Source organism: Pseudonocardia benzenivorans CB1190 (assembly GCF_000196675.2).
Lineage (GTDB): Bacteria > Actinomycetota > Actinomycetes > Mycobacteriales > Pseudonocardiaceae > Pseudonocardia > Pseudonocardia benzenivorans.
The window spans coordinates 6,600,179-6,612,901 of the sequence record NC_015312.1; the positions used below are offsets into that span (position 1 = coordinate 6,600,179).

Genomic DNA, 12,723 nt, shown 5'->3' on the forward strand with positions numbered 1-12,723 from the left:
CGCCCGGCACGCCGGTCACGGAGGAAGAAGGAACCGCATGTCGAGGACCGCAGTCGTCGCCCTCGGGGGGAACGCGTTCACCCGCGAGGACCAGCAGGGCACGTTCGCCGAGCTCGCGGAGAACGCCCGCGCCATGGCCGAGACGGTGCACGCGCTGCGCCGCGCGGGCTGGAACGTCGTGATCGTGCACGGCAACGGCCCGCAGGTCGGCAACCTCGCCATCCAGCAGGAGGAGGGCGCGTCCGTCGTCCCGGCACTGCCGCTGTCCGCCCTCGGCGCCATGACGCAGGGCCAGCTCGGCAGCCTGATCTCGATCTCGCTGCGGCAGACGGCCCGGGCGGGCGAGGACATCGACGTCGCGACGATCGTCACGCACGTCGCCGTCGCCTCCGACGACCCCGCGTTCGACGACCCGCGCAAGCCCATCGGCCCGTTCTTCCACGGTGACGCCGTCACCGAGGCGGTCGAGACCCGCGGCTGGACGATGGTCGAGGACTCCGGCCGCGGCCACCGCCGCGTCGTCCCCTCCCCGAAGCCGCAGGCGATCCTCGAGGCGGCGTCGATCCGCACGCTCGCCGACGCCGGTGTCGTCGTCGTCGCGGCGGGTGGCGGCGGCGTCCCCGTCGTCGACGAGGGGAACGGGCTCGCCGGGGTCGACGCGGTCATCGACAAGGACTACGCGGCCCAGCAGCTCGCCAACCAGCTCGGTGCCGACGCGCTCGTCCTCGTCACCGGTGTCACGAACGTGATGGTCGACTTCGGCAGGCCGACGCAGCGCGCCCTCGACGAGATCGGGGTCGACGAGGTCGAGCGCCACCTCGCCGACGGCCAGTTCCCGGAGGGTTCGATGGGCCCGAAGGTGCGCGCCGGTATCGCGTTCCTGCGCAACGGCGGCTCGACCGTCGTCGTCACCACCCCGGAGTTCGCGGCCACCGCACTGGCCGACGACGAGAGCTCCCGGATCGGCACCCGCATCGTCGCCGACATCGTCGGGGCACCGGCGGCCGAAGCCTGATCCGTTTTACATCGCAGTAACTCGGCAGAAACAAAAGGAGGGGCCCGCGCAATTCGCGCGGGCCCCGTCCTTACCGCTCAACCGATCACGGAATGGCGGTGCCGGTGGCGAGGAAGACCACGGGCAGGAAGAACGTGTAGAGGGCGGTGAGGAGCAGGATTCCGCCGAGGGCCTTGGCGCCGAGCTTGCCGTACACGGTCGCGGCGACCGCCAGGAACGCGACGACCCACACGACGAGGATGGAGCGGAACAGCCAGCCGCCCTGGAAGGGAGCGAAGTTCCACCAGAAGAGCGGAACGATGCCGACGGGGATCGCCAGGTTGGCGATGGGGCGCAGGTCGAGACCGAGGAAGGCCGCGGTACCGACCGAGGTGAAGAACAGGCCGTAGAAGCCGACGAGGCCGCCGAGCAGCACGGGGACCGAACCGCCGCCGCCGCCGGCAGCACCGAGGTCGGCCGAGGTCCGCTGGGTGACGATGTAGACGGCCGAGATGAGGTCGACGACGCCGGCTGCGATGGCGATCGCACCCACGGTCTTGAGCGGGTTCGAGCCCGAGTCGTCCGCCTTTGCGCCCCAGCCGAGGAAGAAGCTGGAGATGACAAAGAGCGCACAGCCGGTCACGGTGAATACGAGAACGATGGGCGGCATGGCCTCCCCTTCGGTGCGAGGTGTCCTGAACGTTCGCTGAACGTGTCGGATCGTAAACGCGAGCCGTACTATAGTCCACAATTGCAACTTTGCGTTACTGAACCGTGACGGGTCTCCGAGAACCCGAAGATCGGCCGGACAACCTCTCGCATCCGCCTCGTTGTCCGCAATTCCACGGTCGTGTGGTGATCCGGATCATGTCCTCACCACACGTGTTCAACACCTTCCGGGAGGCCCAGATGGGTGACGTCTTCACACCGCCAGGACCAGCGCCGGCTCCGACGCGTGGCCTGCTCGCGCTCGATCAGCCCGACTCGAATCTCGCCGAATTGTTCCGTGCCGGGAGCGTTCCGATCTCGACCTCGACCGCGGCCACATTCCGCGACGTCGTCCTCACGACGCCCGGGCTCGACCGAGCGGTGGGCGGGGTGCTCGTCGATCCCGTGACGTTGCACGGGTCGGGCGCGTCGCGAACTGCACTGCGCCGCAACCGAATTCCGATCGGGGTACGGATGGGCGACGGCACTCGCCGCGGCCACGACATCGCCGGATCCGTCGACGACCTGGACGACGAGATCGCCCGGCACGTCGCGGCGGGCGCGAGCTTCGCGCGCTGGCAGGTCGTCGTCTCCGGCGCGGGGGCGCCGACCGAGCTGCGGGCCACGGCACGGCTGGTGGCGGGGTGGTCCGCGGTGTGCCTCGGCCGCGGTCTGGTCCCGTTCGTCGACGTCGTCGTGCGACCGGGGTCGCGCGACGACCTCGCGACGGTCGGGTCGGTGCACACCGCGGCGGTCTCGACCGTGCTCGACGCCGTGCGGGTCACCGGCGTCGACACCGCGCGGATCGTGCTCGGCTGCACCCTCGTCGCACCCGGCGACCGGCACGTCGCGACCGCCGACGACATCGCTCGCGCGACGCTGGGCAGCCTGCGCGGCGCGGCCGCGGTCCCGCTCGCCTGCGTCGTGTTCACCCCGGCCGGCCGCCCCGACCGGCTGACGGCGCACCTCGCCGCGACGACCTGGCTGAACCCGCCGTGGCCCATCGGGTTCTGTCTCGGCCGCAGCACGCTGGTGCACGTCGCCCGGACCTGGGCCGGCCGGCCCGACCGCGTCGCCGCGGCGCGCTCGGAGCTGCTCGGCAGGCTCGGGACACCCACCGCGGTCGGGCGGGCCGCCCGGACCGAGATCACCCGCCGGGCGGGCTGACCTCGACGAACGCCCCGGACGGCAGTCGCGTCCGGGGCGTTCGGGAGCCGGCGGGCGGTCTAGCGGCTCGCCTCGACGAGGTGGTGCAGCAGGAGCAGCTGGGTGATCGCGAGCGGCTCGCTGCGGCCGGCGCTCCCCAGCCGTCCCAGGCACTCGGGGGCACCGGACATCGGCTCGCCGATCGAGGCCCAGATCGCCTTCTCCACCGCGACGCTCTCCTCCCGCTCGACGTATCCGTGCACGTGCAGGGTGTCGACGGGCCTGCCGTCGGTGTCGCGGTCGAGCCGCAGGTGCACGGCGCGGTGCACGCCCGGTTGCGCGATCTCGTCGAGGTCGGGATGGCGGATCGTCGGACGCAACAGCAGCTCGGCCGACAACGGCACCCCCGGGTCGTCGCGCCCCTCGACCGGGGCGAACCGGACGACGATGTCGGCGTGCCTGCGCTGCGGCCGGATGTAGGCCTGCGACTCCGGCTCACGCCGGTCGAGCTCGGCCAGCACCGCGGCGGCGTCGTACCCGCGACCACGCGTGTCGCGCTCGATCTTCCACCCCCGCCGGGTCGGCTCGTCGGGGTCGAGGAAGACGGTCACGTCGAAACACGCCCTGGCCAGCTTGCTGTGCAGCGGCAGCAACCCCTCGACGATGATGAAGTCGTTGGGCTCCACCAGCTCCGGGCGGGTGAGCCGGCCCGTCGCGTGGTCGTAGACCGGCTTGAGGACCGGCTGGCCACTGGCCAGCAGCTGCAGGTGCTGCTCCATGATGCCGAGGTAGTTGCAGTCGGGATGCAGCGCCGTGAACGGCTTGTCCCTGCGCTCCTCACGGTCGTAGCGGTGGTAGTCGTCGGTGCACAGCGACACGCACCGCTGCGGGCCGATGGCCTCGACGAGCCCCGCGGCCAGCGTCGTCTTGCCCGCCGCGGAGTCCCCGGCGATGCCCAGCATGACGGGCCGCCGGTTGACCGGCGACCGGCCGGCCGCCCTGGTGATGCGCAACGTCTTGTCCGGCACCGAGATGCCGCCTCCTAAGCTCCCGCTTCCGCCGCGGCCAGTGCGACCCGGGCGACCGCGGTCGCGGAGAGCCCCAGGTGGTCGGCGACCTCGTGGCCCGGGCCGCTCTCGCCGAACCGGTCGATGCCGACGACGGCGTCACGCGGTCCCGCCAGCGCCCGCCACCCCGTCGTCACACCGGCCTCGATCCAGACGACCGGCGCATCGGGCAGGGCGAAGCCGCCGTCGCGGAGCGACGCCTCGAGCCGCTCCCGCCAGGGCACCGAGACGACCGTCGCCTCGACCCCGCGGGCGGCCAAGAGCTCGGCGGCCACCAGTGCCAACGACACCTCCGAGCCGGTCGCCGCGAGCACTACGGCCGGGGTCCCCGCCGCCGTGCGGACGACGCGGGCGCCGTGGGCACGCACGTCGTCGAGCCCGGCACCGCCCAGGTCGGGCAGGTCCTGGCGGCTGAGGATCAGCGCCGTCGGGCCGTCGAGCCTGCCGGCCGCGATCTCCCAGGCCACCGCGGTCTCGGCCGAGTCGGCGGGGCGCAGCACCGTGAGGCCGGGGATGATCCGCAGCGACTCGATGTGCTCGACCGGCTGGTGCGTCGGGCCGTCCTCGCCGACGTGCACCGAGTCGTGGGTGAGGATGTGCACGACCGGTTGCTTCATCAGGGCGGCCAGCCGCAGCGCCGGACGCAGGTAGTCGGCGAACACCAGGAACGTGCTGCCGAAGACGCGCAGCCCACCGTGCAGCGAGATGCCGTTCATGGCCGCCGCCATGCCGTGCTCACGGATGCCGAAGTGGATGGTGCGGCCGGACGCGTCATCGGCGGTGACCGCGCCGCCCGGGATGGCGGTGTTGGTCGACGCGGCCAGGTCGGCCGAGCCGCCGACCAGCGCCGGGTACACCGCGGCCAGCGCGTTGAGCGCCGCGCCGGAGGCCTTGCGGGTCGCCGTCCGTCCGGTGGCCGTCGCCTCGTCGGCGAGCGGGGCCAGCGCCGCGGCGGCCTCGTCCGCCACCGGGATCCGGCCCAACGGGAAGGCCGCCGCGGTCTCCGGGTTGGCGGCCGCCCACTCGGCGTGGGTGCGGGTCCAGTCGAGCCGGGCCTTCGCCCCCACGGCGACCCGCTCGGCGGTCGCGAGCCGGACCGCCGTCGGGACGTGGAACGGGGTGTCCGGCCAGCCGAACCGCTCGCGCATCGCCGCGATCGTCTCGGCGCCCAGCGGGCTGCCGTGCGCCTTCGACGTCCCCTCGACGCCCGGGGCGCCGTACCCGATCGTCGTCTTCACGGTGATGAACGTGGGCCGGTCCTCGGTGGCGGCCGCCTCGGCGAAGGCCCGGTCCAGCGCCGCGACGTCGTTGCCGTCGTCGACCCACAGGGTGCGCCAGCCGTAGGCGGCGAACCGGGCGGCCGCGTCGTCGGTGCAGCTCTGCCGGGCGGACCCGTCGATCGTGATGTCGTTGTCGTCGTAGACGACGGTGAGCCTGCCGAGCCTGAGCTTCCCGGCGAGGGAGGCCGCCTCGTGGCTGATGCCCTCCATCAGGTCGCCGTCGCCCGCGAGGACCCACGTCCGGTGATCGACGACGGTGTGCTCGGCGGTGTTGCAGCGCGCGGCGAGCATCCGCTCGGCCACCGCCATGCCGACGGCCGTCGCGAGGCCCTGGCCCAGCGGGCCCGTCGTCGTCTCGACGCCGACGGTGTGCCCGTACTCGGGGTGCCCCGGGGTGCGCGAGCCGAGCCGGCGGAACCGGGCGAGCTCGTCGATCGGCAGGTCGTAGCCGAAGACGTGCAGCAGGCCGTAGAGCAGCATCGAGCCGTGGCCCGCGGACAGCACGAACCGGTCGCGGTCGGGCCAGTCCGGGTCCGCGGGGTCGTGCTTGAGGTGGCGCGACCACAGGGTCCAGGCCGCGGGTGCGGTGCCGAGCGGGAGGCCGGGGTGACCGCTGTTCGCCGCCTGCACCGCGTCGGCCGCGAGGAACCGCAGGGTGGCGACGGCGAGCTCGTCGGGGTCCGCCGACCGGCCGGCGCGCTCGGCCGTCACGCTGGGGGCGGTAGTCATGCCGCAACCTCCGCTGGGTAGGAAGGCGCGCGGCGCGAGCGGCGCCACGTGCCCGGGATCGGGAGCCGACGCTAGGACCGCCGTCACGCCCCGCCCTCCCCGACGCGGGGGAAGTCAGGGTTGAAGCCGGGGACGGGTCCGGAGCGCCTAGAGTTCCTGCATGAGTACGCCCACGTCAGGAGGTCCGCTGCGGATCGTCCTCGTCGACGACCACGAGATGGTGATCGCCGGCCTGAAGGCGATGCTGGCGCCGTTCCGCGGCCGCGTCCGCGTGGTCGGCGAGGCGATCGGGGCCGACCAGGCGGTGTCGACGGTCGCGAGCCTGACACCCGACATCGTGCTCTGCGACGTCCGCATGCAGGGCGCCAGCGGTCTCGACCTGTGCCGCACCCTGCGCGAGCGCGATCCGGAGGCGAAGGTCGTCCTGCTGTCGGTCTACGACGACGAGCAGTACCTCTTCCAGGCCCTGCGAGCCGGCGCCTCGGGCTACCTGCTCAAGAAGATCAGCGGCGAGGAGCTCGTCCGGCAGCTGGAGCTGGCGCACACCGGCACCACCGTCATCGACGCGTCGCTGGCCGGCCGGGCCGTCGACACCGCGGCGCGGCTGCAGAGCGACGAGTTCTGGCCCGGCGCCCGGCAGGGCCTCACCCACCGCGAGTCCGAGGTGCTGTCGTTGATGGTCACCGGGCTGTCCAACCGGGGGATCGCGACCCGCCTCGTCGTCAGCGACGAGACCGTCAAGAGCCACCTGCGTTCGATCTACCGCAAGCTCGGCGTCGGCGACCGGACGGCCGCCGTCGCGACGGCCCTGCGCGAAGGGATCTTCCAGTGACCGTGCCGGCGAGCGGGCGAGCCCGATGAGCCCGCTCGGCCGCGAGCCCGGGCACGCCCTGCTCAACCCCTACGGCGACGGCACGGTCCTGGGCCTGACCTCGCCCGAGCGCGCCAACGCCCTGCTGCTCGGCATCATCGAGGCCGCGTCCAGCGGACCGCACGTCGAACCGCTGGCGGCGGCCGTCGCGCGGCTGATCACCGACGCCACCGCGACCGACGTCTGCTTCGTCCACGTCCTCGACGACACCGAGCGCTCGCTGACCCTCGCGGGTGCGACGCCGCCGTTCGACGAGCACGTCGGGGCGATCCACCTGCCGATCGGCTCCGGCGTCGCGGGCTGGGTCGCGAGCCACCGCGAGCCCGCGGTGATCGTCGAGCACAAGGAGGCGGACCCGCGCTACGTGCCGATCCCGGCGCTGCGCGGCACCGACTACACCTCGATGGCCTCGGTCCCGATGGAGACCGGACCGTCGGGCCTGGTCGGGGTTCTCAACGTCCACACCGTCCGGCGACGGGAGTTCACCGACCGCGACCTGCAGCTGCTCGGGGTCATCGGGCGGCTCGTCGCCGGCGCCCTGCACCAGGCCCGGATGCACCGCAAGCTCGAGGCCCGCGAGCGGGCGCACGAGCGTTTCGCCGAGCAGGTCATCGCGGCGCAGGAGGCCGAGCGCCGGCGCCTCGCGGGCGACATCCACGACGGCATCTCGCAGCGCCTGGTGACGTTGTCGTACCACCTCGACGCCGCCGGCCACAGCATGCAGTCCGACCCCGGACTCGCCGCCGAGCAGCTCGGGCTGGCCCGGGACCTGGTCGATCTCACTCTCGACGAGGCGCGTGCCGCCATCGGCGGCCTGCGCCCGCCCGTCCTCGACGACCTCGGGCTCGCCGGTGGGCTCGCCAGCCTCGCGAGGTCGTTGCCCCACTTCGAGATCGAGCTCGAGCTCGACGACGAGCGGCTCCCCGAGCACGTCGAGATCGCGCTGTACCGGATCGCGCAGGAGTGCCTGCAGAACATCACCAAGCACGCCCGGGCGACGCTGGCACGCGTGCGGTTCCGGGTGCACCGCGGCACCGCCTGGCTCGAGGTGATCGACGACGGCGTCGGGTTCGACGTGCCCGGCACACCGCCGGGCAGCAGCGGCTCGGGGGGCTACGGCATGCAGTCGATGACCGAGCGCGCCGAGCTCGTCGGCGGGAGACTGCGGGTGATCTCCCGGCGCGGCTCGGGGACGACGGTCATCGCCACCGTCCCCCTGTCCTCCCAGGACGCCGCCACCGACCGCGCCTGACCCCCTGCCCTGCTGCGCCCGGACACCGACGCCGACGTCGCGCCCAGAACCTCGGCCGCAACCCCACCGCTCTCCCGAGCCCCTGCGACGACCGTCAGGTTGCGCCCAGGTTCTCGCGCGCAACCCCACCGCTCCCCGCCGCCCTCGGGTTCAGGGGGTGGTCGCAACACCGGTGGTTACTGGCCGCGACAGTAGTCGGGTCAGTCTTTCCCCGGGGGTGTCCCAGTCCAGGGTTTTGCGGGGGCGGGAGTTGAGCTTGTCCGCGACCCGGTCCAGATCGGCGTGGGTGTGCACGGACAGATCGGTGCTTTTCGGGAAGTACTGGCGCAACAGCCCGTTGGTGTTCTCGTTGCTGCCCCGCTGCCAGGGGCTGTGTGGGTCGCAGAAATAGACCGGCAACTCCAGCGCCATGGTGATCTCGGCGTGGCGGGCCAGCTCGATGCCCTGGTCCCAGGTCAACGACCGGCGCACCATCGCGGGCAGCACCCGCATCGCGGCGATCATCGCGTCCCGGACCTGGACTGCGCCGTGGCCCCCGGGCAGGTGCAGCAGCAACACGAACCGGGTGGTCCGCTCGACCAGCGTGCCGATCGCGGTCTCGTTGCCGGTGCCGAGGATGAGATCGCCTTCCCAGTGCCCGGGCACGGCCCGGTCGGTGACCTCCGCGGGCCGCTGGGAGATCATGACCTTGTCCCGGATCCGGGTCTGGTTGCGGTGTTGGCGTTGGTCGGGCAGCCGGTTCGGGCGGCGCAACGCCCGCCCGGTCCGGAGACACCCCGCGAGCTCGCGGCGCAGCTGCCCGCGGCCTTGGACGTAGAGGGCCTGGTAGACGCCCTGGTAGATGGTTTCGTGGGACACCCACATCTCCGGCCGGTCGGGGAAGTCTCGGCGCAGAGTCTGACTGATCTGCTCCGGGCTCCACTGCTGCTCGACCAGCCTGGTGTGTACGTGGGCGGCCAGCTCGGGGTGGGTGAGGAGTTTGGCGGGTGTGCGGCGGCGGGCGCGGGCCTCGGCTTTGGCCTGGGCCACCACCGCCCGGTACCGCAGCCGTTCGTGCTGGGGCCGGTCCCGGCCGCCGTGCGTGCCCGGGTCTGGCCCCAGGCGGTGCGGGCGCCCGTCAGGCAGCGGGGGCCGGCGTGGATAGCGCACGGTGCGGTTACGGGCCAGTTCCCGGCCGATGGTGGCGCGGTGGCGGCCCAGCCGCCGGGCGATCTCGGCCCGGCTGTGCCCGGCCGCCCAGCCCACGGCGATCTCTTCACGTTCGGCCAGGGACAGATAACGCCCGCCGGGCTCGGTCAGGTCCGGGATCATCCCACCAGACTCGACGACCCACCCCCGCCCGGCCGAGGCCGACACCCCCACCTCCGCGGCGGCCTGCGCGATCGTGGCCCCCGCCAACCGGGCCCTCCAGAACCGGCGGACCCGTTCCCGCGGCACCCTCGGCGGACCGATCACACTCATCACCCCAGCTCGACAGGGTGTTGCGACGAACCCTTGAATCCACCGCCCGCAACACGACGGTGAGGTTGCGCCCGGGATTGCACGCGCCCCGACGCGACACGGCCGGCCCCGGAGCAGGGACCGGCCGTGTGCTGGAGCAGCGGGTCAGGCGGGCTGGAGCTCCGCGCGGCGACGCACCGCGGCGGCGTTGGCGGCGACCCGCGCGGCCAGCGCGTTCTGCCCGTCGACGACCTGCTCGTCCTTGCCCACCCACGCCGCGAGGGCCGGGTCGACCAGCGCGCGGCCGAACGAGAACGTCAGCGGCCACGGGGTGGCGATGGCCTGCATGGCCTCGAGGTTGGCGGTGGCCCGCTCGGGCGACTGCCCACCTGAGAGGAACGCGACGCCCGCGAGCTCGGCCGGCCACGCGCGCAGCACCTCGACGGTCGCGGCGGCGACGACCTCGGGCGCGGACGGCACGGAGGTGCCGTTGCCCTCGACGACCATGTTGGGCTTGAGCACGATGCCCCCGAGGTCGACGCCGAGCAGCGCAAGCTCCTCGCGGACCGCGGCGTGCACGTCGGCGGTGACCTCGGCGCAGCGCTCGATCGAATGGGTGCCGTCCATCAGCACCTCGGGCTCGACGATCGGCACGATGCCGGCGGCCTGGCAGGCGGCGGCGTACCGGGCCAGCGCGTTGGCGTTGGCCCGGACGGCACCCGCGCTCGGGGTCGCGTCGGAGATCACGTACACGGCGCGCCACTTGGCGAACGCGGCGCCGATCCCGGCGTACTCGGCGAGCCGGGCGGGCAGCCCGTCGAGCCCCTCGGTGATCGTCTCGCGCTCGAGACCGCCGGGCAGCGGCTTGGCGCCGGCGTCGACCTTGATCCCGGGCAGGATGCCGAGCGCATGGACGGCCGTCGCGAAGGGTGTCCCGTCGGCGAAGGTCTGCCGCAGGGTCTCGTCGCAGAAGATGATGCCGGACACGCCGTCGGCCAGCCCGGGCGTGGCCGAGAGCAGCTCCCGGTAGCGGCGCCGGTTCTCGGCCGTGGCCTCGACGCCTGCCTTCTCCAGGCGCGCCGACATCGTCGCGATGCTCTCGTCCGCGGCGAGTACGCCCTTGCCGGGCGCGACCATGCGCTCCGCGATCTGCCTGCACGCGCTCGTCGGTTCGCTCGCGAGCTCACTCATGTCGAAGTCCTCCCGTTGTGGCACCGGCGGGCACCGTAAGAGCGCGTCGAGTGCGCACGACTCCCCCGCGAGGTGGAGAGCGGGGGTGGGCGTCGATACTTGAGTATTTACTTCAGAATCAACTAATAACTCTTGATAGACAGATTCACGATCGTCGACCAGGCTCAGGGCATGGCAGATCGCTGGAACGCAGGTGTCATCCCCTACGCGGAGATGGGGTACTGGCAGCCCGACTACGAGCCGAAGGACACGGACATCCTGTGCGCCTTCCGCATCACCCCGCAGGACGGGGTCCCGCCGGAGGAGGCCGGCGCGGCCGTCGCCGGTGAGTCGAGCACCGCGACGTGGACGGTCGTGTGGACCGACCGCCTCACCACCTTCGAGCACTACCAGGCGAAGTGCTACAAGGTCGACCCGGTGCCGAACACCCCCGGTCAGTGGATCGCGTACATCGCCTACGACATCGACCTGTTCGAGGAGGCGTCCATCGCCAACCTCACCAGCTCGATCATCGGCAACGTCTTCGGCTTCAAGCCCCTCAAGGCGCTGCGCCTCGAGGACATGCGCATCCCCACCCACTACGTGAAGACGTTCCAGGGCCCCGCGCACGGCATCGTCATGGAGCGCGAGCACCTGGGCAAGTTCGGTCGGCCGATCCTGGGCGCCACCACCAAGCCGAAGCTCGGCCTGTCGGCCCGCAACTACGGCCGCGTCGTGTACGAGGCCCTCCGCGGCGGCCTGGACTTCACCAAGGACGACGAGAACATCAACTCGCAGCCGTTCATGCGCTGGCGCGACCGCTTCCTGTTCTGCATGGAGGCCGTCAACCGCGCCCAGGCCGCGACCGGCGAGATCAAGGGCCACTACCTCAACGTCACCGCCGGGACGATGGAGGAGATGTACGAGCGGGCGAACTTCGCCGCCGAGCTCGGCTCCGTCATCGTCATGATCGACCTGACGATCGGCTACACCGCGATCCAGTCGATGGCCAAGTGGGCCCGCGACAACAACGTGATCCTGCACCTGCACCGCGCGGGCCACGGCACCTACACCCGCCAGAAGAACCACGGCGTCAGCTTCCGCGTGATCTCGAAGTGGATGCGCCTGGCCGGGGTCGACCACATCCACGCGGGCACCGTCGTCGGCAAGCTCGAGGGCGACCCGATGACCACGGCCGGCTTCTACGACACGCTCCGCAAGGACAGCATCAAGGCCGACCTGTCGAAGGGCCTGTACTTCGACCAGGAGTGGGCGTCGATGCCCGGCGTCATGCCGGTCGCGTCCGGCGGCATCCACGCCGGCCAGATGCACCAGCTCATCCACTACCTGGGCGAGGACGTCATCCTCCAGTTCGGCGGCGGCACGATCGGGCACCCGATGGGCATCGCGGCCGGCGCCGAGGCGAACCGCGTCGCGCTCGAGGCCATGATCAAGGCCCGCAACGAGGGCGTCGACTACTACAAGGAGGGTCCGGAGATCCTCAAGAAGGCGGCCTCCCGCAACCGCGCGCTCGACACCGCGCTCGCGACCTGGGGCGACATCACCTTCAACTACGAGTCCACCGACACCCCCGACGTCGTCGCGACGCCGACGAACGCCTGATCGGAGCCACGACGATGCGGATCACGCAGGGCACCTTCTCGTATCTCCCCGACTTCACCGACGAGGAGATCACCGCCCAGATCAACTACGCGCTGACCAACGACTGGCCGCTGTCGGTCGAGTTCACCGACGACCCGCACCCCCGCAACACGTACTGGGAGATGTGGGGGCTGCCGATGTTCGACCTGAGGGACCCGGCGGGCGTGCTGATGGAGGTCAACGCCTGCCGGGCGGCGAACCCGAACGCCTACGTGCGGCTCAACGCCTACGACGCGAGCCTCGGCCGGCAGACGACCGCCCTGTCGTTCATCGTGCAGCGTCCCGCCGAGGAGCCCGGCTTCCGCCTGGACCGCGCGGAGGGCAGGGGTCGCGCGATCGGCTACACGACGCACTCGTACGCGACCGAGCGCCCGGTCGGCGACCGCTACACCCAGGGCTGAGCC

11 protein-coding genes are annotated in these 12,723 nt (G+C 72.2%); 6 read left to right on the forward strand and 5 right to left on the reverse strand.

Annotation, left to right across the window (positions count from 1 at the left end; translation table 11 throughout):
- Nucleotides 1-37 precede the first annotated feature (37 nt).
- Complete coding sequence (locus PSED_RS31305) at nt 38-1,015, forward strand: carbamate kinase (protein ID WP_013678229.1); 978 nt, start codon at nt 38-40, stop codon at nt 1,013-1,015.
- Between the two features lie 85 nt (nt 1,016-1,100).
- On the opposite strand, the gene PSED_RS31310 is transcribed toward PSED_RS31305, so the two are convergent.
- The gene (locus PSED_RS31310; protein WP_013678230.1) at nt 1,101-1,664 is read right to left on the reverse strand and encodes a hypothetical protein; all 564 of its coding nucleotides are present in this window, start codon (nt 1,662-1,664) and stop codon (nt 1,101-1,103) included.
- A gap of 197 nt (nt 1,665-1,861) precedes the next feature.
- Between PSED_RS31310 and PSED_RS31315 the strand changes: the two genes are divergently transcribed.
- Nucleotides 1,862-2,869, forward strand: a complete 1,008-nt coding sequence (locus tag PSED_RS31315; protein ID WP_143770687.1) for a class I fructose-bisphosphate aldolase — start codon at nt 1,862-1,864, stop codon at nt 2,867-2,869.
- Nucleotides 2,870-2,928: 59 nt separating this feature from the next.
- Here PSED_RS31315 and PSED_RS31320 read toward each other — a convergent pair whose 3' ends face one another.
- Together PSED_RS31320 and tkt are read right to left on the reverse strand one after the other, a co-directional pair.
- Complete coding sequence (locus PSED_RS31320) at nt 2,929-3,876, reverse strand: phosphoribulokinase (protein WP_013678232.1); 948 nt, start codon at nt 3,874-3,876, stop codon at nt 2,929-2,931.
- A gap of 14 nt (nt 3,877-3,890) precedes the next feature.
- Entirely contained in the window at nt 3,891-5,924 is a 2,034-nt protein-coding gene (gene tkt / locus PSED_RS31325) for a transketolase (RefSeq protein ID WP_013678233.1), read from the reverse strand.
- Nucleotides 5,925-6,084: 160 nt separating this feature from the next.
- Between tkt and PSED_RS31330 the strand changes: the two genes are divergently transcribed.
- Together PSED_RS31330 and PSED_RS31335 are read left to right on the forward strand one after the other, a co-directional pair.
- Nucleotides 6,085-6,756, forward strand: a complete 672-nt coding sequence (locus PSED_RS31330; protein ID WP_013678234.1) for a response regulator — start codon at nt 6,085-6,087, stop codon at nt 6,754-6,756.
- Nucleotides 6,757-6,781: 25 nt separating this feature from the next.
- The gene (locus PSED_RS31335; RefSeq protein ID WP_013678235.1) at nt 6,782-8,047 is read left to right on the forward strand and encodes a GAF domain-containing sensor histidine kinase; all 1,266 of its coding nucleotides are present in this window, start codon (nt 6,782-6,784) and stop codon (nt 8,045-8,047) included.
- 150 nt (nt 8,048-8,197) lie between these two features.
- Here PSED_RS31335 and PSED_RS31340 read toward each other — a convergent pair whose 3' ends face one another.
- The gene (locus tag PSED_RS31340) at nt 8,198-9,508 is read right to left on the reverse strand and encodes an IS30 family transposase (protein ID WP_013673246.1); all 1,311 of its coding nucleotides are present in this window, start codon (nt 9,506-9,508) and stop codon (nt 8,198-8,200) included.
- A gap of 144 nt (nt 9,509-9,652) precedes the next feature.
- Entirely contained in the window at nt 9,653-10,678 is a 1,026-nt protein-coding gene (locus PSED_RS31345) for a class I fructose-bisphosphate aldolase (RefSeq protein WP_013678236.1), read from the reverse strand.
- A 171-nt stretch (nt 10,679-10,849) separates the two neighbouring features.
- On the opposite strand from PSED_RS31345, the gene PSED_RS31350 reads away from it, so the two are divergent.
- On the forward strand, nt 10,850-12,280 hold the full coding sequence (locus PSED_RS31350) for a form I ribulose bisphosphate carboxylase large subunit (RefSeq protein ID WP_013678237.1): 1,431 nt from the start codon (nt 10,850-10,852) through the stop codon (nt 12,278-12,280).
- A gap of 14 nt (nt 12,281-12,294) precedes the next feature.
- Nucleotides 12,295-12,720, forward strand: coding sequence for a ribulose bisphosphate carboxylase small subunit (locus tag PSED_RS31355; RefSeq protein WP_013678238.1), 426 nt, complete (start codon nt 12,295-12,297; stop codon nt 12,718-12,720).
- The last annotated feature ends 3 nt before the right edge of the window (nt 12,721-12,723 follow it).